This window comes from Sphingobacterium sp. HSC-15S19 (assembly GCF_050433745.1).
Classification (GTDB): Bacteria; Bacteroidota; Bacteroidia; order Sphingobacteriales; family Sphingobacteriaceae; genus Sphingobacterium; species Sphingobacterium siyangense.
The window spans coordinates 18233-43067 of sequence record NZ_JBNPWQ010000018.1; the positions used below are offsets into that span (position 1 = coordinate 18233).

The 24835-nt window shown below is 38.3% G+C and carries 26 protein-coding genes and 2 tRNA genes; 11 read left to right on the plus strand and 17 right to left on the minus strand.

The window, feature by feature from the left end:
* Positions 1-92 precede the first annotated feature (92 nt).
* The 5 genes from L1283_RS15595 to L1283_RS15615 all read right to left on the minus strand — a co-directional run bounded on the left by L1283_RS15595 (position 93) and on the right by L1283_RS15615 (position 4548).
* Entirely contained in the window at positions 93-740 is a 648-nt protein-coding gene (locus L1283_RS15595) for an NAD(P)-dependent oxidoreductase (RefSeq protein ID WP_429626329.1), read from the minus strand.
* 7 nt (positions 741-747) lie between these two features.
* Positions 748-1161, minus strand: coding sequence for an Rrf2 family transcriptional regulator (locus L1283_RS15600; protein ID WP_145328289.1), 414 nt, complete (start codon positions 1159-1161; stop codon positions 748-750).
* A 115-nt stretch (positions 1162-1276) separates the two neighbouring features.
* Positions 1277-1963 carry a carboxypeptidase-like regulatory domain-containing protein gene (locus tag L1283_RS15605; RefSeq protein ID WP_075994047.1) on the minus strand — a complete coding sequence of 229 codons (687 nt, stop codon included), beginning with the start codon at positions 1961-1963 and terminating at the stop codon, positions 1277-1279.
* A 121-nt stretch (positions 1964-2084) separates the two neighbouring features.
* Complete coding sequence (locus tag L1283_RS15610; RefSeq protein ID WP_232475607.1) at positions 2085-4031, minus strand: M1 family metallopeptidase; 1947 nt, start codon at positions 4029-4031, stop codon at positions 2085-2087.
* A gap of 169 nt (positions 4032-4200) precedes the next feature.
* Positions 4201-4548, minus strand: coding sequence for an ArsC family reductase (locus tag L1283_RS15615; RefSeq protein ID WP_088162829.1), 348 nt, complete (start codon positions 4546-4548; stop codon positions 4201-4203).
* 315 nt (positions 4549-4863) lie between these two features.
* Here L1283_RS15615 and fbaA point away from each other — a divergent pair, with 315 nt between their 5' ends.
* The 3 genes from fbaA (at position 4864) to L1283_RS15630 (ending at position 7656) form a co-directional block, all read left to right on the plus strand.
* Positions 4864-5943 (plus strand): class II fructose-bisphosphate aldolase, encoded by a 1080-nt coding sequence (fbaA, locus tag L1283_RS15620; RefSeq protein ID WP_046672381.1) that lies wholly within the window; start codon positions 4864-4866, stop codon positions 5941-5943.
* A 135-nt stretch (positions 5944-6078) separates the two neighbouring features.
* The gene (locus L1283_RS15625) at positions 6079-6753 is read left to right on the plus strand and encodes a head GIN domain-containing protein (protein ID WP_088162828.1); all 675 of its coding nucleotides are present in this window, start codon (positions 6079-6081) and stop codon (positions 6751-6753) included.
* 234 nt (positions 6754-6987) lie between these two features.
* Complete coding sequence (locus L1283_RS15630) at positions 6988-7656, plus strand: sterol desaturase family protein (RefSeq protein WP_232475606.1); 669 nt, start codon at positions 6988-6990, stop codon at positions 7654-7656.
* 109 nt (positions 7657-7765) lie between these two features.
* Here the strand turns inward: L1283_RS15630 and L1283_RS15635 are convergent, their stop codons facing one another.
* Positions 7766-8158 carry a group III truncated hemoglobin gene (locus tag L1283_RS15635; RefSeq protein ID WP_088162827.1) on the minus strand — a complete coding sequence of 131 codons (393 nt, stop codon included), beginning with the start codon at positions 8156-8158 and terminating at the stop codon, positions 7766-7768.
* A gap of 187 nt (positions 8159-8345) precedes the next feature.
* Between L1283_RS15635 and L1283_RS15640 the strand changes: the two genes are divergently transcribed.
* Positions 8346-8912 carry a hypothetical protein gene (locus L1283_RS15640; protein ID WP_088162826.1) on the plus strand — a complete coding sequence of 189 codons (567 nt, stop codon included), beginning with the start codon at positions 8346-8348 and terminating at the stop codon, positions 8910-8912.
* 187 nt (positions 8913-9099) lie between these two features.
* On the opposite strand, the gene L1283_RS15645 is transcribed toward L1283_RS15640, so the two are convergent.
* Both L1283_RS15645 and L1283_RS15650 read right to left on the minus strand, forming a co-directional pair.
* On the minus strand, positions 9100-9636 hold the full coding sequence (locus L1283_RS15645; RefSeq protein WP_088163745.1) for an ExbD/TolR family protein: 537 nt from the start codon (positions 9634-9636) through the stop codon (positions 9100-9102).
* 316 nt (positions 9637-9952) lie between these two features.
* Positions 9953-10495, minus strand: coding sequence for a hypothetical protein (locus tag L1283_RS15650; RefSeq protein ID WP_088162825.1), 543 nt, complete (start codon positions 10493-10495; stop codon positions 9953-9955).
* A gap of 172 nt (positions 10496-10667) precedes the next feature.
* Here L1283_RS15650 and L1283_RS15655 point away from each other — a divergent pair, with 172 nt between their 5' ends.
* Together L1283_RS15655 and L1283_RS15660 are read left to right on the plus strand one after the other, a co-directional pair.
* Positions 10668-11456, plus strand: a complete 789-nt coding sequence (locus tag L1283_RS15655; protein ID WP_429626330.1) for a winged helix-turn-helix domain-containing protein — start codon at positions 10668-10670, stop codon at positions 11454-11456.
* A 2-nt stretch (positions 11457-11458) separates the two neighbouring features.
* On the plus strand, positions 11459-11557 hold the full coding sequence (locus tag L1283_RS15660) for a hypothetical protein (protein ID WP_429626331.1): 99 nt from the start codon (positions 11459-11461) through the stop codon (positions 11555-11557).
* A 65-nt stretch (positions 11558-11622) separates the two neighbouring features.
* Here L1283_RS15660 and L1283_RS15665 read toward each other — a convergent pair.
* The 6 genes from L1283_RS15665 to L1283_RS15690 all read right to left on the minus strand — a co-directional run bounded on the left by L1283_RS15665 (position 11623) and on the right by L1283_RS15690 (position 15292).
* A tRNA-Ser gene (locus L1283_RS15665) sits at positions 11623-11707 on the minus strand.
* A 277-nt stretch (positions 11708-11984) separates the two neighbouring features.
* Positions 11985-12581: a hypothetical protein gene (locus L1283_RS15670; protein WP_088162823.1), complete on the minus strand. Its 597-nt coding sequence runs from the start codon at positions 12579-12581 to the stop codon at positions 11985-11987.
* Positions 12568-13062 carry an RNA polymerase sigma factor gene (locus tag L1283_RS15675; protein ID WP_088162822.1) on the minus strand — a complete coding sequence of 165 codons (495 nt, stop codon included), beginning with the start codon at positions 13060-13062 and terminating at the stop codon, positions 12568-12570. The genes L1283_RS15670 and L1283_RS15675 overlap by 14 nt, the downstream gene beginning before the upstream one ends.
* Positions 13063-13066: 4 nt before the next feature.
* Complete coding sequence (locus L1283_RS15680; RefSeq protein WP_157698573.1) at positions 13067-13963, minus strand: alpha/beta fold hydrolase; 897 nt, start codon at positions 13961-13963, stop codon at positions 13067-13069.
* Between the two features lie 264 nt (positions 13964-14227).
* Positions 14228-14312: transfer RNA gene (locus tag L1283_RS15685), tRNA-Ser, on the minus strand.
* Between the two features lie 95 nt (positions 14313-14407).
* Positions 14408-15292, minus strand: coding sequence for a bestrophin family protein (locus L1283_RS15690; RefSeq protein ID WP_075994039.1), 885 nt, complete (start codon positions 15290-15292; stop codon positions 14408-14410).
* A gap of 67 nt (positions 15293-15359) precedes the next feature.
* On the opposite strand from L1283_RS15690, the gene L1283_RS15695 reads away from it, so the two are divergent.
* Genes L1283_RS15695 through trxA form a run of 3 tightly spaced genes read left to right on the plus strand, consistent with a single transcriptional unit; the run spans position 15360 to position 17244 of the window.
* The gene (locus L1283_RS15695) at positions 15360-16208 is read left to right on the plus strand and encodes a glycoside hydrolase family 25 protein (protein WP_088162820.1); all 849 of its coding nucleotides are present in this window, start codon (positions 15360-15362) and stop codon (positions 16206-16208) included.
* Between the two features lie 8 nt (positions 16209-16216).
* A complete protein-coding gene (locus L1283_RS15700) occupies positions 16217-16948 on the plus strand; it encodes a rhodanese-like domain-containing protein (protein ID WP_088162819.1) in 732 nt (243 codons plus the stop codon).
* Entirely contained in the window at positions 16948-17244 is a 297-nt protein-coding gene (trxA, locus tag L1283_RS15705; RefSeq protein ID WP_088162818.1) for a thioredoxin, read from the plus strand. Before L1283_RS15700 ends, trxA begins: the two co-directional genes overlap by 1 nt.
* 87 nt (positions 17245-17331) lie before the next feature.
* Here the strand turns inward: trxA and L1283_RS15710 are convergent, their stop codons facing one another.
* The 3 genes from L1283_RS15710 to mqnC all read right to left on the minus strand — a co-directional run bounded on the left by L1283_RS15710 (position 17332) and on the right by mqnC (position 19341).
* Positions 17332-17493: a hypothetical protein gene (locus tag L1283_RS15710; protein ID WP_167450446.1), complete on the minus strand. Its 162-nt coding sequence runs from the start codon at positions 17491-17493 to the stop codon at positions 17332-17334.
* Positions 17494-17646: 153 nt separating this feature from the next.
* A complete protein-coding gene (scpB, locus tag L1283_RS15715) occupies positions 17647-18207 on the minus strand; it encodes an SMC-Scp complex subunit ScpB (protein WP_075994035.1) in 561 nt (186 codons plus the stop codon).
* A 9-nt stretch (positions 18208-18216) separates the two neighbouring features.
* Positions 18217-19341, minus strand: coding sequence for a cyclic dehypoxanthinyl futalosine synthase (gene mqnC, locus L1283_RS15720; protein WP_075994034.1), 1125 nt, complete (start codon positions 19339-19341; stop codon positions 18217-18219).
* A gap of 431 nt (positions 19342-19772) precedes the next feature.
* Between mqnC and L1283_RS15725 the strand changes: the two genes are divergently transcribed.
* Positions 19773-23075 carry a SusC/RagA family TonB-linked outer membrane protein gene (locus L1283_RS15725; protein ID WP_232475605.1) on the plus strand — a complete coding sequence of 1101 codons (3303 nt, stop codon included), beginning with the start codon at positions 19773-19775 and terminating at the stop codon, positions 23073-23075.
* Between the two features lie 33 nt (positions 23076-23108).
* The gene (locus tag L1283_RS15730) at positions 23109-24824 is read left to right on the plus strand and encodes a RagB/SusD family nutrient uptake outer membrane protein (protein ID WP_429626332.1); all 1716 of its coding nucleotides are present in this window, start codon (positions 23109-23111) and stop codon (positions 24822-24824) included.
* Positions 24825-24835: the final 11 nt, after the last annotated feature.

Below are 24835 nucleotides of genomic sequence, written 5' to 3' on the forward strand. Positions count from 1 at the left end.
AATTAATGTCAAATATAAATGATCTCAATGAAAAAAGGGAAGATTGCTCCTCCCTTTTGTAATAAAATCTGAATCAAATGCTTGTTTGGGTACTAATACGCTGCTGTAAAGCGTTTATTGAGGAATTGTTTGTTCTGAATTTCGTCTGCTATTGCTACAGCAAGATCCTCTACTGATAATCTAGAACGACCTTCCTGATCAAATACGGGAGCATCAAGGCCTGTGCGGTATTTTCCGGTACGTGTTCCACCAGCATGGGAATTCATTTCTATAGCGGGACTAAACATGGTCCAGGTAAGTTGATCTTCTTTCTGGATGGTATTCAGATAATCTGCTGCAGCTAATGCCCCAGGTTTAATTTCTTTGGGAAAATCCGGTGAATCGACCAGTCTATTTCCATCAATCAATAAACTTCCTGCACCACCAATAACAATGAAACGATTGATACCGGCATCTTTAACAGCCTGTTGGATGGCCAATGCACCTTTTGTAAAATCCTCATAAAGATTAGGGTTGGTCCATCCGGCATTAAAAGCTGAAACAACAACATCAACACCTTTTAGGGCAGAAACCAATTGATTATTATCATTGATATCTACTTGGAGTTTGGTTACTTTTTCACTCGATGGAATATTTTCGACGTGGCGGGCGATGGCGACTACGTCATAGTTACGGTCTACCAATTCTTTTACGAGATGAGATCCTACGTATCCTGTGGATCCAATTACTGCTACTTTCATGCTTCCTTTAATTAAATGTTTTGCTAAAATCAGCCAGGGTTATCTTTTTCAAACGCTGTACAATATCAGTGTCGACTTCCTGATACAGATCCTGGAGTTTGGAATTGATATTTTTGCCAACAACACAGGCAGGATTGGGACTGTTAAATTTCCCGCCGAAATCGGTTTGTTTGGTGCTGATATAAATATCAGCCAAGGTAATCGTTGGATTTTCGGGATTTATGCGAATACCGCCGCCCTTACCTTCTTTACTCGTTAGTAAAGATGCTGTTTTGAGAGATGCAATTTCTTTGCGAACCACACTTGCATTGACTTGGATGCTTGACGCAATATATTCAGAAGAAAGCCATTGATTTGACTCTTCTAACTGTGCCAGAACCATAATGTGTAATGCTGTTGCGAACCTCAAGTTGTGTAACATCCTCTGCTGATTTTTCTAAATTATAACACAAAGTAACAGAAAAGGTTTTAAACTGAAATAAAAATTATTACAGTTTAAAACCTTCTGACAATCACGTGATAAAAGTGTTTGTTTTTTATTTTTTCTCGTTAAATTTTTTATAGCTATCCATGATATAGACTTTCAGAGTCTCTTGGCTGCTGTTTTGAATAAATTTATAGGAAGGTCTAAATCTTTCTTTAAACAGGGCTAGATCCGAACCATTGAGCGGAGTCAATTCTTTGATCAGATTTTCGGTGAATTTGCGATCAACTGCTCTTTTCTCACGTTCATCGACTAAGAGTTTATAATTTGAACGTGCTTGTTTTCCCTCTTTGCTAAATATACGGCTTGGAGAAATTCGTACTCCGCCGCGGTTTTGACTTGCGTCGGAATACTTTCCTAAAGTCTTCTCGCGCTGGATTTCAGCAGCAAGTCTACTGTCTGTCATCCTTTCTACGACAACTTCACTGAGTTCGATAACATTATTCATTCTGTTCAAATAGATTCTGCGTAAGCTCGTGTCATAAATGAAAACAGTATCTTGTTCATATCCCACAGCCTTGATTAACAAAAGGTCGTTAACATTGGCGTCAATTGCAAAGGAGCCATCTCTATTGGTCTGTACTTCAGCCTTGGTTCTTAAATTTTGAATTTGTGCAGCCTCAATTTTCTCACCGCTGACAAGTTCCATAATAATCCCCTTGGTTTTTTCCTGTGCAACAAGATGTCCACTCATTAGTGTAATAAGTAAGCAGCTTAGAATCGTTTGTAAGATTTTCATGTGAATAAATATAGTTATGTATTTTCAATCTATGAATGAACAGGGTATTTGCCGTTTTGTTTACGCCGTACGTTCATGATCGTTCTCTAGCCAAAAATAACGAATAGATTTTGAAAATCTGCTAATTTGCTTTCCACGAATTATTGTCTGGGTTCTTGTCCGGCATGACCATGTCAGGATCTAACTGTACAGATTGCAGTGGCTCTGTGGTCGGAATTTTAAATTGCCATACGTCGTTTCTTTCCCAGATTTCCACTGGTAGTTTTTTTCGAATCTTCTTGCCCGATACGGTTGTAGCTTCAACAATAACTGGCATCGGTAATTTTTCGAGATTTTCCACGGTGACAAGTGCGCCAAATTTTGGCTCGTTGTTGACATAGGATACTGATTTTATACCTTGGTCCATTTGCCAGTTGTTGACAAACCACCCGCGCCAGAACCAGTTTAGGTTTTCACCAGCACCATTTTCAATGGCTTTGAAGAAATCCTCCGGAGTAGGGTGTTTGTAAGCCCATTCTTGGATATACTTTTTAAAGGCGTAATCGAAACGTTCAGGACCGATGATTTCGTTTCGCAATAATTTCAGTCCATAAGCTGGCTTATAGTAGACCAAAGCACCAATATTACGTTCTTTCATGTTTTGCGGGGTACTCATGATCGGTTCAAGATTACGGGCAGTAAAGATGTACGATCTGCTCGCCTGATTACGGTAATATTCGCCATTGTTGAATTCTTTTGTTGCGAGTTCGTTAATAAATGTATTGAACCCTTCATCCATCCAGCCATATTCACGTTCGTTGGATGCGACAATCATTGGGAACCAATTGTGACCAAACTCGTGGTTGGTAACACCCCAAAGAGATCCTGCTTTGGCCTGATTGCCACAGAACGACAAAGCTGGATATTCCATTCCACCGACATTGGAGGCTACATTGACCGCTACAGGGTAAGGATACTCAAACCAGCTTTTTGAATAGATTTCAATTGCAGCTTTGGTGTATTCTGTCGAGCGTTCCCAGGCATTGTTACTGTTACTTTCAATTGGATAGGCAGACAAAGCGAGGGATTTTTTTCCACTCGGTAGATTGATCTTCGCGCCATCTAATATAAATGCCGTAGAGGATGCCCAAGCAATGTCTTGCGCATTATTAAGTTGATATTTCCAGGTTAAGGTTTTCTTGTCAGGCCTGGAGTTTTTTGCGTTAACTTCTTCGGCGGAGCGGATGATCACGGTTTCGTCGCTGCGTTGTGCCTGTTGATATCGCTTGAGTTGTTCAGCTGTAAATACTTCCTGTGGGTTTAACAATTCGCCACCCAATACAACCATGTGGTTTGCCGGAGTAGTGATCTCAACCTGGTAATTTCCGAATTCACGATAGAATTCTCCCGGCCCTGTATAAGGAAGGGTATTCCAACCTCTAATGTCGTCATAGACACACAGTCTTGGGAACCATTGTGCAATGGCATAGATTTTTCCGTTTTTTGTGTCAAGTATACCTGTACGGTCCGCACCGTATTTAGGAACTGTGTATTGGTATTTAATCTTAAAAGTTATTTTTCCGCCCTTGCTCTTTAACGCAGCAGGAAGTCGAAGCTGCATGCGGGTATCGTTAATAATATGTTCGATCGTATTTCCGTTTACATCCGTAACAGATTGTATCTGATATCCACCATCAAAAGTTGAGTTGCCATCACCGTAACGGCTGTTGGTCAAGGGGGAGATCAATTGACCGCGGCCATGTTGTGAAAACATATTTTGATCTAATTGTAACCACAGATAGTTCATATTGTCTGGACTATTGTTGCTATAGGTAATCTCGACAGATCCTGTAATTTGATCATTTTGATCGTTCAGGGAAGCCTGAATTTTATAGTCGGCTGCATTTTGCCAGTAGGCAGGGCCCGGTTTTCCGGCTGCGGAACGATATTCATTGCCATTATTTTTAAAAAACAAGGGTGCAAAGGCCTCTGTATAGCTGTAATTGGATGTTTTCTCCTGTGCAAAGGCTGGGTAAGCATAGCTCAACGCAACAAGGCTTAAAGAAGCCAGTGCAATTCTTTTCATCATACGTCTACTTAAATTATGTTTATTTGCTCCAATATACAATGAAAAGTACATTGAGCCAAAAAAAACGCAAACGACGTTTTATAATAAAAGGGATAGAAAGTGACCTTAAAGGTTTATTTTGGATAATTGGAGGCTTTTTAGAACCTCCATTCCGGGAAGCATTGTGGAACTATTTTAAATTTGTTACGTACTCTGCTTCATTAAAACCGAGTAATATACCTTTGTTGTATTCAATAACAGGACGTTTAATCATACTTGTATTTTCCTGAAGTACTTTATTGGCACTATCACTGTCAATGACTTGCTCTTGAGTTTCCGGAGATAACTTTTTCCATGTAGTTCCCTTTTTATTCACTAGAGCCTGCCAGTCTACTTGTTTTTCCCATTCTTTTAATTTATCCACACTGACGCCTTCTTTTTTGAAGTCATGAAATTGAAAGGGAACATTATTGTCTTCCAACCATGTAAGTGCTTTTTTTACTGTGTTACAATTTTTGATACCGTATACCTGTAGCATAATAGTGACAATTTGGTGAATCCAAATTTAATCAATCCCGATACAATTTTTAAAATAATTCATATTTCTATGGTGTCTTATCTGTGATTTAAGGATAATTGTGGATATTTTGTTGTCAATGCCATTGAAAAAAGGAGTAATCGGAAGTTCCTATTCAATTGAACAATCAGGGTTTTATGATTTGTTAACATTCTATATCCCATGTGAAATGATAGTGTATTTAGTACACTATAAAAATTAGGAAGTAATAATAATTTTTAATAATTTAGTAGCTTCAAGTTTAATGAAAGATTAAAATAAATCAATAACAGAAATATGAGCCTAAAAGATTTTAAAGGTGTATTGACAGGAGATCAAGTACAAGAGTTGTTTGAGGTTGCGAAGAAACATAAGTTTGCTTTGCCTGCGGTAAACATTATCGGAACAAACTCTATCAATGCGGTTATGGAAACTGCGAAAGCAGTAAATTCTCCTGTAATTATTCAATTGTCAAATGGTGGAGCGCAATTCTACGCTGGTAAAACCTTGAACAACGATAATTTACAAGCTTGCGTATTGGGAGCGGTATCTGCAGCACAACATGTTCATTTATTAGCTGAGCATTATGGTGTAGCAGTTATTCTGCATACAGATCACGCAGCTAAGAAACTTTTACCTTGGATCGACGGTTTGTTGGACGCTGGCGAGAAATTCTTTGCGCAACATGGAAAACCATTGTTCTCTTCTCACATGTTGGATTTATCGGAAGAGCCAATTGAAGAAAATATTGAGATTTCCGCTAAATACTTAGCGCGTATGAAACCACTTGGTATGACAGTGGAGATCGAGCTGGGTGTTACAGGTGGTGAAGAAGACGGTGTTGACAACTCGGATGTGGATAGCTCAAAACTGTATACCCAACCAGAAGAGGTTGCCTACGCTTTTGAAGAATTGTCTAAAGTATCTGACAAATTTACAGTGGCAGCTGCATTTGGTAATGTTCATGGTGTTTACAAACCAGGTAATGTGAAATTGCAACCAGTTATATTACATAATTCTCAAGAATATATTCGTGAGAAATATAATCTTACTGCTGAGAAGCCCGTAAACTTCGTATTCCACGGTGGTTCTGGTTCTTCTCCGGAAGAAATTGCAGAAGCGATTTCATACGGTGCGATCAAAATGAACATTGATACGGATATGCAATGGGCTTTCTGGGATGGTGTAAGAGCTTATGAAGCGAAAAACCATGATTATTTGCAAGGTCAGATCGGTAATCCAGAAGGAGCTGATTCTCCAAATAAAAAATATTACGATCCACGCGTTTGGTTACGTAAAGGTGAAGAAACGTTTGTTGCTCGTCTGAAAGAAGCATTCGCTGATTTGAATGCAGTAGACGTTAATAGCAAACTATAAGCATAGGTTGAAAAAATAGATCATAAAGGCGCCCTTAGATAGGGCGCCTTTTTTATGTCAAAATAGGTTAAAAATATTGTTCTTAATAGGAATTGGCTTATTTTTTGACGAACTACAATAAAAAGTCAAGTAAATATGAAATTTTTAGGAGTCAGTGTAATTCTTTTATTAATTGCCCAAATGGGGTTTGGGCAGGTGAAGCAAAATGTTGGCGATTTTTCTTCGGTTGTAGCGACGGACAAGATTCAGGTGGAGCTGATTAAATCCGACGAGTCCTTGGTGACGTTTGAAGGACAGAACCATGAGAATGTTAAGGTCGTCAACACAAATGGATCGTTGGTTTTGAAAATGAATACGTTGAATATGCTGCAAGGGGGGAATATCTCTGTGAAGGTATATTACAAGAGTTTGAACAATGTAGAAGCAAAAAAAGGAGCCAAGGTATTTGCAACTACAAATAATCCAGTTGCTGCTGACCACTTAAAAGTTTATGCTTCAGAAGGTGGTCTGGTCGATCTCTATACAGCGGTAAAAACAGCTGAAATTAAAGTGACCTCAGGGGCTACAATCGCTTTGTATGGAAAGGCAAATAAACAGGAGATCATTTCAAACTTTGGCGGCAAATATGAAGGAAAAGATTTTAAGACGAGTATCACGACGGTCACTGTGAATGGTGGCGGTAAAGCAGATGTTTATGTTACTGATTCCATCGAAACCAAAACACGTGGTGGCGGTGTCATTGATGTCTATGGAAAACCAGAACAACGTGTAGAAAAGAAAATGGCCGGAGGAACAGTCAACTTTAAATAAGTAAACTGTCTTGGATTTGTCAATTTTAGTGCGAGTTCATTTTAGTTGATTTTATAGAAAAGAGTGGAAATTTGAGGTAATAGATGAAATAAAAAGGGTTTAGCTTGATTGGGGTAATGATTATTGTTTAACCTTTTTATTAAAAAGGTCAGTTATTTTGTTTTTCTCATCAGAAACCTTCTTCATTTGTGCTTAAAATACTTATTTTTGTGAGGGAATAATAAAAATAGTATTATGGCAAAGCGTAATTATGTTTCAAATTCTACGGAATCTACGCGCATGTTCAAGAATGACTTTTTAGAGTCTTTGACGAAAGTGCATTGGAGTGTACCTTTGATTTTCTATGTACCCGTGGTTGTTTTCTTTTCGTATAAAGCGCTAGTTTGGGGAGACATTTCCTTTTTAACCTACATTGGGTATTTTATTTTTGGTTTAGCTTTTTGGACTGCTTTTGAATATGCGTTACATCGTTGGGTGTTTCATTTTCATCCGACATCGGAATGGGGAAAGCGAATCGCTTTTATTTTCCATGGTGTGCATCATGATTACCCAAGAGACCGTATGCGTTTGGTGATGCCGTTGTCAGCGAGTATTCCACTAGCTCTTTTGGTCTATCTTGGTTTTACATTGTTTTTTTCGAATGAGTTTATCTTAGCCTGTTTTTTCTCAGGTTTTATGGTTGGGTATTTGATCTATGACGAATGTCATTATGCGATGCACCATGCTAATTTTAAAAGCGGTATTTTCAAACGGATCAAGCAGCACCATATGTTGCACCATTATTCTGATCCAGAAAAGGGTTTTGGAGTGAGTTCATCCTTATGGGATGAAATTTTACGCTCAGGTTTCGAAGAAAAGGAATCCAAAAAAGATTCTACTTCCTTAAAGGAAGAAAAAGCATAAATTGAATCACATCAACTAAAAAAGCCCTGGAAGTTTCCAAGGGCTTTTTTTATGGATTAATTTTTCTTTTTATTTAACAATGCCATCAAGTAGATTTTGTAGACTAACTTTAGATCAATGGTTTCTTGTTGGGGTTGGCGTGCAGATATTCCAGTTTGAACTGAAACATTTGGGCCATTTTCTGCGCACGCCATTTGGCTTCTTCGGCCTTTTGTCCACTGTATAAGCCATCTACTGTTGCTTCGAATAATTTGAGCCATTGACCAAAATGTTGCGCATCAATGGGTAAATTAATATGAGGTGGAAAGGGGCTGCCAAAATAACGATGTTCATCCAGTAGGATAGTCTGCCAGAAACTATACATCTTTTCAAGATGCATTGCCCAATTGTCTTGGATTCTTTCTTTAAAAATAGGTCCGAGCAAAGTATCGTTACGTATCGTCGTATAAAATTGATCTACTAATACTTTAATGTCATCGAGTGTTTGAATATCTTGTTTCATCGCGTATGATCTAAGCTCATGAATAAAGACCTATAGCTGAATCAAAAGCTTCTTCATGATGTTTATCTAGATTAAATGTAGTGACATTTATGGAGAATCGCATCACTTGGATGTAAAGATGTCTCGTTGAAATATTGTAATTCTCTTTTATTGTCAGTAAATTGACTCAATACTAAGGGAAAAACATATGGGAAAATACGTTCTTTTAATCCTATTATCGATGGGATTTTATGCTGTTGAGGCGCAGGTTACAACAATTTCGATCAATAAGGAAAATTTTCAATCTTCTGGTTTTCCATTTAAGGGGAAGCGTGTGTTACAAGTGGAACGCATTCAAACTCCAAAAGAAGATAATTATATAGTGTTTTCAAAAGAGGAACGGGGTGCCGATCCCGACAAACTTTATGTACAACAATTTCAGCAGATCGAAGGAATGTGGCAGCTTGTGGCTGATGAATTGATATCCGAAGAAGGGATCGTTACGTCGATTTGGGAATCTCGAAAGGCATTTTTTGATGCCGATAAGGATGGTAAATTGGATGCATTATTTATCTATTCAAGGCATCCCAAGGATGACCTAAAAAAGCAGCTTAGCTGTATTGGTCTAGTTCTTTATAAGAATAAGTTTTACCGTCTCCGTGCGGAGGAAGTAGATGGTTATAGTCAAACAACGTTTTCCGATAATTATGCGTCCCTACCGGTTGAGGTAAAAGAAAATGTGGAACGTTATTGGAACAATCTGGATAAAAGATAATTTACCGTACTGGGCTGGAATCTACCGAAAGATCGATCATACGACCTTTCGGTAAACTTGTTACTGTCTATTTTCATCAGATAGAAATCATTCCCATGTTTTTTGATGACAATAATTGATTTTACCTATGAAAAGCTCGTTCAATAGGTTGTTACAATGTATGGATAGGGCATCGCTCAAATCAATGTTACTGGATTATAGCGAGCAATTGCTTTTCTTCTTCGATTTGCGTTTTACTGATCACATAACGTGCGATATGTTGGCCCTTCATTTGATCTATCGTCTGAATAATATCTTTTGTGCGCGCTTCTTTGCTAGGCTTGATCAGTACAATCATGTCCTTTGTATTGGGCATAGTGCTTATCTTAGCTTTTAACTGTGCAATAACGCCTGAGAGCCCTTTCTCGATATCTACCGGTACTTTTGAAGAGCTGATCGGTTTTTTGAAATCCCCATGATACCACATGAATTTTCCTTCGCCAAGAATGAGCGTCGCCGTGCGGTTTTCATCAATAAGAACCGAACTTTCTACATCTGATTTACTTTTGTCCGGCATGGCGATATCCATTGCAGATGGTTTATTTAATGTTGTGGTCAACATAAAGAATGTAATGAGAAGAAATGCGAGGTCTACCATGGCTGTTAAATCTACTTTAGGAGCCATTTTTCTGCTTCTTATTTTTTTCTTTCCCGTTTCTTGCGTTTTTTGGTTTAATTCTGCCATGATCGTCATTTTTAGGTTAACACGTTGTTGTTACTCACTATTATGATGTCAGAGAAGAATGGATTCCACAGTATTTTTTTTAAAACTGCGGTTTTTCTCAAGTATTTTCTGTGTTTTTTTCTTAATTGTTGATAATCAGTTTTTTTACGTTATGTTTTAGTTTGTTCGTTGTTTATCCGATTTGACCAATTCACTGGTCATTTTGTCCTTTCAATCAATTTAGGGCGCTTGCTAGGCTGTAGAAGTTTTTCTAATGGTGTGCAAAAAAGCCCTTCAATGCTGAAAGGCTTTTCTTGCGGAGTGGTGGGTAAGTTACTTAGCAACCGCCTTGGCTAGGGATGCGTTTATAAATTATTTTGTTATCTCTTTGTACATAGTCGCCCGCTACTATTGGATACGAATACTTAGGTGCGTACATGACACTACGACCTTTTATCGTTATTTTGTCGTTTACCTTCAGACTTTTCAATTGTTGAAATTCATTAGAATTTTCCAGACCAAAACTTAGAATATAGTCTTCACGATTAATCCTAACCATTACTCCGAAACCTAACTGTGCACCTAGTGGAAGGTAAAGAGAAGTTACAACCGCCTCTATGTCGGTAGAATTCTTTATTTGATTCTTTATTTTCCCAGCATTGTCAAGTACTTTTATCCCTCCGGAAGATTCTTTCCATTTTTTGAATTTTATACCATTGGGGCTCGCTTCCCATTTATTTATTTCGGCGGTCATTTCAGTAGGAGTGCGTGAATTCGGGGCCGTTTTTTTTAAGGTTTCATTTTTGATTTCGCGATTGGCAAAGGCCAAGCCGCTTCCTATAGCGAGCGGTAAAACCAATACGTAGATAATTTTTTTCATATTTTTAAAAGTTTAATGAACATTAGATTTATCCCAGTAAATTAGATCCGTTCAAACTTTTTTTCTCGTATCTGTTTTAGAGTGATGTAACAAAATTACTTTTATGATACTTATATAGAGGTGTTTAGATTGTAAATAGTGATGTAATCTTTGTAAATAAATTGTAAATCGTATGTCTGAAAGCCGAAATATTTTCTCAGGGAACCGCAAGTACTTGTATGGCGGCATAATACTCTTGTTTATTGCGATGGCCTTTGTTGCTTTTGATATGACTGGCACAGACGATTTTGATAGCGCTAGGAGGGAAGTTTTGCTTAGGAGGATAGGAGATGAACTGCTTACGCAGTCGGGAGACAGTAGATCAAGGGTACTTCCGGTAGAAAAGATTCAAGAAAATGAATATCGGATCAGGTTTGAGAATGAAATCACCTTTAAACCAGACTCATTGGTGAGTACTATTCAGCGGCTGTTGGTCAATGATCCTCTTGCCCGTGATTATGTCGTTAATGTACTCAACTGTGGCAATTCGAGTGTAGCTTATGGATATGCTATTTCCCATAATAAAAAAGATGATATTATTGCTTGTAGAGGTAGAGTGCAACCTAAAGGATGTTACATGATCAATATTAAATTTAAACCGAGCGGGATAAATACAGCAGCGAATAACTATTTTCTTGGTATCGTGTTGTTTTTAGCATTTGCTGGATTCTTTTTTTTGAAATCGGATCGGAGGCGAAGCATTGTGTTAGACGATCAAAATAACAGTATTTTAACCTTTGGGGCCGTTTTGTTTAATCCGCAGGAGCGAGAAATGATCATTAATGAAAACACCATAGATCTCACTGGAACGGAAACCCGTTTGTTACATATTTTCGCCTTGTCTCCTAACCAAACGATAGCGCGAACACGGCTGCAAAAAGAAATTGGGAAGATGAGGGAATTATTGTTGGACGCAGTTTAGATATGTTTATATCAAAACTTAGAAAAAAATTGGAGTTTGATCCGAATATCAAAATTACGGTTATACGTGGTAAAGGATATAAACTTGAGGTAAGTTCTTAAGAAGAGTAAGGAGATAAATTTGGCTAAAATGCAAAAAGCCTTTCATTTCTGAAAGGCTTTTTCTGCGGAGAGTGAGGGATTCGAACCCCCGAACCTGTGACAGTTAACGGTTTTCAAGACCGCCGCATTCGACCACTCTGCCAACTCTCCGCGACAAAAGTAGAAATTTTGTGTAGAATTACAAAACTTATTTTACATTTTTCTTTGTTTAAAAGCAGTTTTAGCACTCTTAAATAGAAATGTAGCTGAATACCAGTTGGTTATTTTTAGGGGTTGACCATCTTCCGATGTCATATTGGAGATAGCGGACTCTGCCCTGGACGATATGTCCGCTTTAGATGGGATCATAATCTTGTTTTAGGTTATTTATTGCAATTAAAAATGTAATCATGAACGTATTCTTAAGGAGCAAACATGATCCGATTTTTCAATTCCCGAACTGTCGTTCTAACTCCTGTAATTCAAAAATAACTTCGTTGATTGATCGGTCAATTTTAGCGAGTTGTCTTTTACCCAGATAAAAGTAGGAAAATAGAATCCAGCTATAGGTTGGAAGGTAAGTCAGTAAATAATAGTGGAAACTAGCACCCGCTAGGATTTCCCGAAGATAGATCGAGATCGCTATACCGAGAAGTAGATGATAAATCGGCATATTCCAATGAATTCTTTTCTTTCGAAAGGAGTCAAACTCTTGCCACTGTTGTAAATGCTCGGTAGGTAAAGCTGCTTCGTTGATCTGTTTGACTTTACGTGCAGTGGTCAACATTAAGTATGCCTGTATAAAACAAAGGAACGATACGATAAACATCGCTGTGTACAATGTGAGCGTTTTATGCCTAAAATCAAGGAAATATGCCAGAGCAAGAATAATTAATCCTGTTGCAAGCAATAAAACAGCACCGGCTATTTCTTTCCTTATTAATTCTTGACGAAAGTTTTTGGCCTTATTCAGGTGTTTTGGGGGCAAGATATTTTGTTTGCTATCCTGTTTCCAAAGATGTTGTAAATCGTTAAAGTCTTGCATATTTATGGAAAATTTCGGTTAATTCCTTTTTAATTCTATGGATTTTTACACGGAGATTATTCTCTGTAATTCCCGTAATTTCTGCTATTTGCTCATAAGGTTTTTCATCTAATACCAATGTGATCAGTACTCTATCAGCTTCTTTCAGCTTGCTGATACATTTGTACAGCAGATCAATCTGCTGTATTTTTTCATTCGATGAATCCTCTGGTATATCGATGCAGCTTGTGTCGGTCATTTTTTTTAAATGCTGATGTTTTTTTCGCATACTCGTCAAGCAATTATTGATCGCTATTCTGTAGATCCAGGTGCTTAATTTGGCATCGTTGCGAAAACTGTCGAGTTTTTTCCATACAGTAATGAAGGTCTCTTGGATTAAATCTTCTGCATTATCTCGGTCTCCGGTATAACTGAGGCATAACTTGCGGATGGCCGGCGCATATTCTTTGTAAATAATCTCAAAGTTTTCTTTGTTGGTCATCGGGTTATTTTAAAAATGTGTCTAGTTCTTTAAAAAACCAAATTGGCTGATCATACATAATAAAATGCTTACTGTTGGTATTGTGTAAAGTTAGCTTTTTTACATACTTATATTGCTCGGAAAGAATCTGTTGTGATTTTTCCAGCGTTTCGTACTTACTACCTAGCACCAAAACGGGTATCGTAATTTTAGCAAGATCCTGGCGGATATCCGTCGTCATCATTTCATAAAACGCAGATGCTAATGTAACTCTATCGCTTTGTACTTGCCATTCGGCTATTGTTTTGGCTTTTATAGAATCAGTTACCAGCTGTCGTGCTATATTTTCAGCATACGCACTAAGTTGTTGGTTTCCCATCGAAGTAAATTGTGCGATAAGTGCATCTTTATCGACAAACTTTTTCACTTCCTCTACACTTGTATTTGGGTTCTGCATGCCCGGGTAGAACGGTACTCCGTCCACAACGATAACTTTTTGAAATAGGGAGGGGGCAGTGCTTGCGATCCAGAGACTCAAAAAGCCGCCTAAACTATGGCCTAGAAGAATCGGATTTTGCAATTTGTTTGCCTTTGTATATGCTATGATTTCATTGCGCATAGTCTCAAGCAATGCTTCTTTAATAGCTACTTGTCCTGCGAAGCCAGGAAGTGTAAGCACGTGACATTCGTATTTATCTTTTAAATGATTTACAGTTTCTGCCCATACGGTTCCACTACAACTATATCCTGGAATAAGAATGATCGGTGTTCCTTTTCCATAGATACTGACCCGAAAATCATATTTTTTTTGTGCAAATGCCGATCCGTAAATCATAAGTAAAAGTATTGAAATACCGACTTTGGTGAAATGGCATAAATAGTTCGGTAGATCTTTATTGATACGAAGAACAATAGTTTTCATAAGCATTGAATTTAAAATTAGTAATTATGGTTTTCTAGAATATTCTGCCTGTTAGATGTTATGAATTACAGATTATTACATAAAAGAATGAAAAAAGTGAAAAAGAGTGCATGTGTCCAGGAAGAGTTGTGTGAAATGTTGTTTTCTTGTAGGTAACGCTCTGATAATTCGAATGGAATGGTACTATAAGAAAATTGATCTTTTGATGGGAGAGAATTAAGGGGCAAAAGCAAAAAGCCTTTCATTTCTGAAAGGCTTTTTCTGCGGAGAGTGAGGGATTCGAACCCCCGAACCTGTGACAGTTAACGGTTTTCAAGACCGCCGCATTCGACCACTCTGCCAACTCTCCGCGACAAAAGTAGAAATTTCGAATAGATTTACAAAACTTATTTTCTAAAGCTAGTCTTAGCGTTTGAAAATGAGCTAGATTGTTTTTAAAAAAGTCTATGCAGGGATAATCTCATGGCAGTGTTTCCTGATGTTGGCCGCAATTTTGTCGATCGGTAAATCGTCCTGGTCGATACCAAATGGCTCTTCAATGGACTCACCAATTAATTCAAGAGATGCTAAAACATATAAGATAAATGGTACAGCAATCACAACAAAGTAACCGATGGAAAAAACGTAACCTACTGGAAGGGTCATGGTATAGAATATAATGAACTTCTTGATAAATGCACTATATGCTAATGGTATTGGGGTGTTTTTAATACGCTCACAAGCTCCACAAACATGTGTCATGGTAATAATTTCCTCATTAAGGATAATAAGCTGATCACCACTTATAGTTCCTTCTTTATATAGATCATTGATTTTGTGGAAGATCATGGTGGAAACTTGGTTCGGACCATGTTTTTTATTGTCCAAAGCCTTTAACTCAGGGTGTTCGTTTTCGTCGAGCATAAACTTGGTGTAATCCGATCTTAAAAAATCGTATAGTGTCTCTGCGAATAGGGGGATTGCCTTTCTGAAAAAACTACGATTCACTTTGTCATCTACATCCAGCATGGCATTTAGTTTGTACGAAAATGCTCTACTAACATTGGTCAATGTACCCCATTGTTTTCGGGCTTCCCACCAGCGGTCATAGGCCGTGTTTGTTCGGAATACCAGTAAAAGCGATATAACAAAACCGAGTAGGTTGTGGACAATGGTAATGTTTTTGACCCAGCTCTTTTCATTTAGTTTGAGGTATTCCAATTCAAGAAAGGCAATCATCCAGGAATAAAACGCTATCAAAACAAGAAATGGCAGTAACTTTTTGAAGGTATCTGATTTATGCAATTTGAAAGTTGCCGAAAGCCAGTCTTTGGGGTTGTATACGATCATACACAAAAATATAAATTGTTGCGAAAATTTTGCGAGTTAATTGCTATTGCCGTAACTTCATCGTGCTATGGCACAACAGCGATCAAAAAGAAAGAAAACAAGTACAAAAGGAAGTCAGGTTCGTGGAACAAAGTGGATTTGGATGATAGCAGGAATGCTGGTGCTTTTCCTCTGTCTTGTTGTGTGGCATTATCGGGCTGGAATTATATACTATTTTCGCGTGGCTACCTCCAAAGACAAGTCTCTGACGAAGGAAGCTAAATATGATATTCGTAATATTGAGATTATGAGCAAGCACGATGATAAGGTGTTTGGCATAGACGTGTCTACCTATCAGGAAGAAATAGATTGGCAAAAGGTAAGCACAATCAATGATCATTTTCCGATAGATTTTGTGTTTATCAGGGCGACAATGGGTGAAAAAGGAATTGATGATAAGTTTAGTCGAAATTGGAGTAAAACGGAAAATAGGGCAGTTTTGAGAGGCGCCTACCATTATTTTAGACCCAATGAGAACTCGGTCAAGCAAGCGAAGAATTTTATTCGGAAGGTTAAATTACAGTCTGGCGATCTTCCACCGGTCTTGGATATTGAGGAGCATCCAAAACAACAATCGATGGATAGCTTGAAAGTCGGGCTAAAACGTTGGCTTGAAGAAGTCGAAGCCCACTACAAAGTAAAACCCATTCTTTACTCCGGAGATAAGTTTTATAGTGACTTTTTGGAAAAGGAATTTGCAGCTTATACGTTGTGGATTGCAAATTATAACTTTTGGGTTGAGAACCCCAAAGACCATTGGGCTTTTTGGCAATTTTCTGAAAAAGGTACTGTCAGAGGGATTCAGGGCAATGTGGACTTAAATATATACAATGGTAAAATTGAGGAATTGGAAAAGCTGCTTATTCCTTTTAAATAGTAAAATATATGCGTAGAGTTTTTATCACATTATGTGGAGTCTGTATTGCTCTGTTCAATGGTCAAATGCAATTGTATGCAGCATCGAAGAGTCATCGGGTCGAGATGTCGCAACCCGCTTCAGATTTACCACGATTAACATTGAAAGAATTTAAAAAATTGCGTCGTGAAACAGCTATTCAAGTTCTTGATACGCGATCTGGCGATATATTCGTACGAGGATTTGTACCTAAATCAATAAATATAGGCTTTAAAGGTTCTTTTGATCACTTTTTGGCGCAAGTGTTTCCCAATAAAGCCCAAAAGCTTTTATTGATTACAGATATAGATAGTCAAGATACGGTTTATCATCATTTATTAAAGCTGGGTTATACCCATGTCATTGGGGTTTTGGAAGGCGGCATTGAAACTTGGAAAGCTAGTGAAGATGTAGTCTCGTTGCGTAATATCAGTGCAGGAGAATTCAGGAAAAGATCAGATCAAGGTCATATTGTGGATGTAAGAACAGATAAAGAATTTGGTAATGGACATATTGACAATGCAATGAATATTCCACTAACAGATTTCGTTAATTTTGGTTCTACGCTTAAAAAAGACAATCAACTGCTGTATGTACACTGTCAATCAGGTTATAGGAGTGCAGTAGCTGTATCTATTTTGAGTGCTAAAGGATTTAAACATATATGCAATATCCAAGGTGGGTATAAGGCATTGCAAGAAGAAGTAAAGGAGAATCAATAATGGCTACTTTTGACCAGATTATTCAATCAAATTCGCTGGTTTTGGTGGATTTTTTTGCGACGTGGTGCGGTCCCTGCCAGACTATGGCACCGATTTTACAGGATGTAAAGGAATTTTATCAAGAAGATTTGTCTATCATTAAGATTGACGTGGATAAGAATCCAAAAATTGCTTCGATTTATAAGGTAAGTGGCGTGCCTACTTTCGTGTTGTTCAAAAATGGCCAACAGGTATGGCGACAAAGCGGCATGATTCCCAAGATGGAATTACATAAATTGATCGATCAAGTAAAGTAAAAAATAAGGCGTTCAATCAAATTGAACGCCTTATTTTTTAATGATACTCTGGTGTTTTAATAGGTAGTGTTATATCGCACTAAAATATTAAAATTCATCGTCATCATCGAAGTCATCCAATCCTCCAATCGAGTCGATTTCAGGTAAATCGAAATCATCATCGAAATCATCATCATCGTCATCAGGACCGTTGAAAGATGCGAATTTTACTTCTTCAAGATCTTCGTTAGCTAAAGTTGCCGTGTTCATAAAATAATACTTTATTGTTTCTTATTCAATGTTGTAAAATTAGAGAAGAAAACTATTTTTTAAAACTTTTTTTAAAAAAAATATTAAGCTTTATTTTTCTGTTAATCAGTATGTTGAATTGTATTTTGAAAATAAAAATTTATTTTATTTTATTTATTCATTTGTTTCACCAATCGCATTGTCCTCGGTAACGATGTCTTTCAATTGAGGGAGATCTCTCACACCATTGATTCCGAAGTGATCCATGAACTGCTGGCTTGTTGCATAAAGTAATGGTTTTCCGATACTATCTGCTTTTCCCGCAATTTTGATCAGCTTCTTTTCCAGTAACCGTTGAATAGAGTAATCGCAGCTGACACCTCTAATCTGCTCCACTTCTAATTTTGTTATCGGTTGTCTGTAGGCAATGATTGCGAGGGTTTCTAGCGCTGATTGACTTAGTTTTCGCTTGTTATTGTGATTTTGGAGCTGTTGTATCGATTCATGGTAAACAGCTTTTGTCAAAAACTGATAGGCGTTGTTGATATAGCGTAATTCGAGTACATAGTCTTCGTCCTGGTACTTCGTTTCAATTTTTTTAATCAACTCACGTAGCTCTTCCCTGGATACTTCGATGGCTAAGGATTCCTGCAAAATCTGTTTAATATCGGCAAGATCTATTCCTTCCGCAGAAGCAAATATAATTGCTTCAATATTTCTTATGACGTCTTTCAATGTATCGTATTAATAGTTAATGACCTGTTCGACCATATGGGCTGGTAGCTCGCGGAACTCATACTTTTGTGTTCGCAGTTGTGGGCTGAATCCAGCTTCCAAAATAGCTTCCTGTATAGATTTTGATGTAAACCGATGTGGTGCACCAGCTGCCGAAACGACATTTTCTTCAATCATAATTGAGCCGAAGTCGTTCGCTCCAGCGTGCAGACATAATTGCGCTGTCCGCTTTCCGACGGTGAGCCAGGAAGCTTGTATATTTTTAATATTAGGAAGCATGATGCGACTTAAGGCAATCATGCGAATATATTCTTCGCTCGTTACATTATTGGTAATACCGCGCAGTCTTTTCAATAAGGTACCATCATCTTGGAAAGGCCAAGGGATAAACGCAATAAATCCATGGGATTCCTGAGGTTTTTCATCCTGTACTTCGCGAATCCATACCAAATGTTCAAAACGTTCTTCTATCGTTTCGATATGGCCAAACATCATGGTGGCAGAAGTTGGTAAATTAATTTTATGGGCTGCCCGCATAACATCTAGCCATTCTTTACCACCGCATTTTCCTTTTGATATAAGACGTCTCACACGATCATTGAGAATTTCAGCTCCCGCTCCAGGTAGCGAGTCTAGTCCTGCTTCTTTCAATTGCGTCAAAACTTCAATATGGCTCATGTTCTCCAATTTGGAAATATGCGCAATTTCAGGTGGACCGAGAGAATGTAGTTTTAGCGTAGGATAAAGTTCCTTTAATTGCTTGTAAAGGTTTTTGTAAAACTCAATACCTAAATCCGGGTGATGGCCACCTTGCAGCAGCAGTTGATCGCCACCGTATTTAAAAGTTTCCTCTATCTTTTGTTTGTAGCTTTCAATATCGGTAATGTAGCTATCTTCATGACCAGGGCGACGGAAAAAGTTGCAAAATTTGCAATTTGCAATACACACATTGGTGGTATTGACATTTCTGTCGATCTGCCAGGTTACTTTACCATGTGGCACTTGTATCTTACGCAATTCATTGGCTACGAAAGTCAAATCAGCTGTAGGTGCATTTTGATATAAAAAAACACCCTCTTCCTTGGATAGGAACTCAAATCGGAGCGCCCGTTCTAATAAATTACTTACATTCATCAACAACAAATATAAGGAGCTTTTAGCTTATTTGGACCTATTTGCGGAATATTTGACAATGCACACTGAATTTTGGGAAACGTTCCTGATATAAAAAACAAAAGGATGTACTTGTGTAACAATAGTATTGCATTTTAGCTTAGTGTATAAAATACAATAACTTGATTTATAGCGCTTTGTGAATTAATTAAGATTTTTCCTTTTTTTTTACATTTATTATTCTTTACATTTATTTAACAGATTTTAACATTTCTGGAAAAATAACCAAATTAGAAAAAAATGAATAACCAAGGGGCCTGAACCTGCCAATAATATAGCATTGTTGTCGTCAGACCTAAAAAAATGACCAAAAACTTAAATAACAACCAATATCAACTAAAACAACTAAAGCATAAACATAAATTTTTTTAAACCACCTATTTAGTAAAATTATGATGAAAAAAACGGACAAAAATTGCTGTTTTGATCTCATATTGGGCCAAAAGTTCAATAAGAGGTTTCTGATTATGAGTTCTCTTCTCATTGGAGGAGGAATGACCACTCATGGATTTGCCAGTGGATTAACTAGCCATGGCAAAGTTGAAGTCGTTTCATTAATCAAAACAAGGAGCGTACAACAGACGCCTATCAAAGGGGTTGTGAAGGATGCTGCTACAGGTCAAGGTATTACTGGTGTATCTGTGAAAGTCAAAGGGAGCAGTAACGGGACGTCGACCGGCGAGAATGGTGCATTTACCATTCAAGCAAAAGTGGGCGATGTGTTGATTATCAGTTATATTGGGTACAAAAGTACTGAAGTTGCTGTTTCTTCGAAAGCTGATCTTGCAATTTCCTTAAGCGGTTCAGAAGATGCCTTGGAAGAGGTTGTTGTCACAGGTTATTCGGCGCAGCGTAAGAAAGATTTAACTGGTGCTGTTGCCGTTGTCAATGTGAAGGAATTGAAAACTACCCCGGCGGCGAGTGCTGTTGAGGCGTTGCAAGGGCGGGCAACAGGGGTTCAGATCGTAGTAGATGGTGCCCCTGGTTCTACACCACAGATCAAAATTCGTGGTTACAGTACGATCAACAACAACGAGCCGCTTTACATCATTGATGGAGTGCCTTATGAAGGAAAGTTAAGCTGGTTGAATCAAAATGATATTGAGACGATGCAGGTCTTAAAAGATGCATCAGCAGCTTCAATTTATGGTTCACGTGCAAATAATGGTGTTGTCATCATTACCACAAAAATAGGTAAAAGCGGAAAACCTCAATTTAGCCTTGACTCTTATTATGGTGTGCAGGTTCCAAACAGTGGGCGTTTTCCAAAAATGTTGTCTCCGCAACAAACATTGGATATTGAAAACAGATTGGACGGCACAAACAATGTGATGCCTGATTACCTTATCGCTGGACCTAAAGTGGGCGGGAAAGATGTGATTACAGCTGCAGACGTGGATATGTCAAAATATAAGTACGATGCGAGTAGCCGAAGCGATTTTTATCAAATTACCAAAGCAAATAAGGCCGGAACCAACTGGTTTGATGCTTTATCCCAAAATGCCCCTACTCAGTCGCACCAACTTAGCGTTTTAGGAGGTGGTGAAGATGCTTCCTATGCGATTTCGGGTGGTTATCTGAAACAAAAAGGAACGATTATTCATACCGGTTTTGAAAAATATAATCTTCGTTCAAACACACGCTTCTCTGCCTTTAATAATAAACTACGTTTCGGCGAAAATATGCAATATAGTTTTACGGAAGGATTTGGTATGGGAGTAAATACCAATACTGCCGGGGACTATATCGGTGAAGGTAGTGCTTTAGGTTTTGCGTATCGTATTCATAATATCATTCCTGTATATGATGAGGGCGGAAATTTTGCAGGATCTGTTGGCGGACAGTATGGTAATGGAGAAAATCCTGTTGCTATCGCCTATCGTGCCAAGGATAATAAAAATAAGAGCAATATGTTTTTCGGGAATGTCTTTGGAGAATTTGATATTGTCTCAGGATTAACCTTCCGTAGCAGTTTTGGTATGAAGTATGAAAACTACAATGGTGTATCTTATACCTATCCAAACCCTGAGTTTACAGAAGGAAGTTTTAACAATGGAATTAATGAATTTTTTGGACTGAATAAAGAATGGACTTGGACAAATACTTTAAATTATAAAAAAACATTTAATGAGGCACATACGTTGAGCATTCTTGCTGGTACGGAAGCTATTCAGAATAGAAATAGGCAAATAAGGGGAAAAGGAAATGGCTTTTTTACAATGTCATCGCTTGATTACCTTTACTTGGATGCCGCTTCAACTGGTCGCGTCAGTGAAGGTAGCGGTTCTGTAGGCTCCTTGTTTTCGGTGTTTGGAAAGGTTGATTATTCCTACAAAGATCGGTATATCTTAAGCGCAACAGTGCGTCGTGACGGTTCTTCTAATTTTGGGCCGAACAATAAATATGGAACATTCCCTGGAGCGAGTGCTGCCTGGCGTTTGTCGGAGGAAGAATTCATGAAAGGTGTGTCATGGATCTCGGACCTAAAAATCAGAGCGGGTTATGGGGTGACGGGGAACCAACGTATTCCAGCCAATCAATATCTGAATCGCTATCAGGTCGCGATTAATTCATCTTCATATCCTATTGACGGAAGCTTGACTTCCGGTATGTGGCACAATGCCTACAGTAATCCGGACGTAAAATGGGAACAAGTATCTGCATTAAACATTGGGGTGGATTTTACCCTGGCACAAGGTGATTTTGATGGATCTTTTGATTGGTACAATAAAAAGACGAAAGACATGCTGTACCTATTGCCTTTACCTGCTGTTGCCGCAGGCCGGGCCGGATCGCCTTATGTAAATATTGGTGATATGCAAAATAAAGGTATCGAGTTTTCATTGAATTATCATTACGGTAGACGTCAAGAAAGTGCATTTAAATTGGATCTGTCCGCTACTATTTCACGTAACGTGAACAAGATTGTTTCTTTGGCACCATCAGTAACCCAACAAGTGTACGGTAGTTTTAGAAGTATGGAAACCTCCATCTTAAAACCTGGAGAACCTCTTGGTGCTTTCTATGGCTATAAAGTAATTGGTATTTATTCGGAAGCGGATATGAACAATGCAAGTGTCGCTAAATATGAGGATGGAAAGTCGAGAGCTGGTGGACTTAAATTTGAGGATGTCAATGGTGACGGCAAAATTGATGCAAGTGACCGTACCGTTATAGGTAGCCCACATCCTGACTTTGTGTATTCATTCAATATCAATGCGGCTTATAAAAACTTTGATTTTATGGCCTACTTCTATGGTTCAAAGGGTAATCAAAACTATGAAGCTACGAGATACTTTACAGATTTTGGTGTGTTTAGAGGTCAAAAAAGTACACGCGTATTGGAAGAATGGAGTCCAACGAATAGCGGTAGCATGATCCCTTCTCAAGTGAGAAATGCTTCACCCTATGAGTATGCTTCTTCGAGCTATTATGTACAGGATGCAAGTTTCTTGAAATTGAAAAATCTTCAAGTTGGCTATAACTTCGATACCAATCGTGTTTTTGGTAATAATACCGGTATCAAGAAACTCCGTGCTTATGTGGGGGTAACAAATCTGTTTACGATTACTAAATATGAGGGGCTTGATCCAGAAGTTACGGCTACTCCGTCGACTTACCCAGCCTTGGGTGTAGATTTTGGTGTGTATCCACAGGCTCGTCAATATATGTTGGGTGTTAGTCTAGGATTTTAAGGGTTTAGTGATTTAAGTTAAAATTTGATTGAAATGAAAAAAAGAAATATAATTACAGTTTTAGGTATATCATTGACTTTATTAGCCTCTTGTGGGAAATCTTTTTTGGAGCGTGATCCGCAAGCTGAATTGCCTGAGTCTCAGATTGTAAATTCAAAAGGTATAGAGGCCTCTCTTATCGGGGCGTATGGAATATTAAACGGCAATGTCAACGGTACCTGGGGGAATTACTCTTCGGCGCCTAGCCAATGGTTGTTTGGTGAAGTTGCTGGAGATAATGCACATAAAGGATCTGAGGCAACCGATCAACCGAACATGAATATCATCGAATTTCATACGCCAAATAGTTCGAACGACAACCTGAGTCAAATGTGGGAAGTTTATTATGAGGGCGTATTAAGGGCAAATAATACGTTGCGTATTCTGAAGGCTGACCAAGCAGGTGAAAAAACGGTAACGGCTGCACGTGCGAAGGAAATAGAAGGTGAGGCCCGAGTATTGCGAGCGCATTATTATTTTTATTTATGGCGTGTTTTCAAAAATCTAGCGTATGTTGATGAGAACACAACAGATGATGAGGCTAAAACGAAACCGAATAAGGATGATGTACTTCCGAAGATTATTGACGATTTAAAAGCAGGAATAGCGAATTTGCCAGCGACAAAAATCAATAGCCAGGCCGGACGTATGGATCAGAATATCGCGAAAGCTTATTTGGGTAAAGTTTACCTCTACCAGAAAAAATATGCGGATGCGTTAGTTTTGTTTAAGGAAGTTATAGGTGCAAAGGATCTACGTACGATGCCGTACCAAAATAACTTTGATGTACTTACAAAAGACGGCCCAGAGGCATTATTGGTATCGAAGCATGTGATTAATCCAGATGGATCTGGTGATAATGCCAATGTTGGTGATATGTTGTCTGGATTAAATGGAAGTAATCCTGTAGGTTGTTGTGGTTTCTATCAGCCGACCATTGATTTGGTTAATGCCTATAAAGTCGATGCAAATGGATTACCATTGTTAGATGGTTCTTATCGAAATAATCCATATAAATCAGATTTCGGTTTGTCCGATGACGCAAAGAAAACATATAAACTTGATGTTACGCTTCGTTTTGACCCACGTTTAGATTATACGGTTGGCCGTAGAGGTGTGAATTTCTATGATTATGGTGTCATGCCAGGTGATGCATGGATTCGTGAGGTGAGCTCGGGTGGACCATTTGTTGGTATAAAAACAATGATTCCGAAGAGTTTGCATGCAACACATACTGCGTCAGGAGCGGCATATATTACTGACTTGGATGTTAATATTATTCGTTTAGCTGATGTTGTTTTAATGGCAGCTGAATGTCAGGTTGAATTAGGCGATTTAGGTGCAGCAATGAATCTGGTAAATGCAGTTCGTGAGCGTGCGGCAAAATTACCTCCTAAAACGACTGGCGATAATGTAGCAGCGGCGGTATATGTTGTTAAACCTTATACTTCTTTCCCAGACCAAAATTATGCGCGCAAAGCTGTTCGTTTTGAACGTCGTTTAGAATTAGCGATGGAAGGACATCGTTTCTATGACCTTGTGCGTTGGGGGGAGGCGAAAACTGTATTGGAAAGCTACGCAACGTTTGAAGGCGGTTTTATGGCTCGCTATAAAGGCTTAAACTATAAACCTCAAAATGATTACTTCCCAATTCCACAATCGCAGATTGACAGAAGTGGTGGAGCTCTGACACAAAATCAAGGATATTAATTTTTGATAGT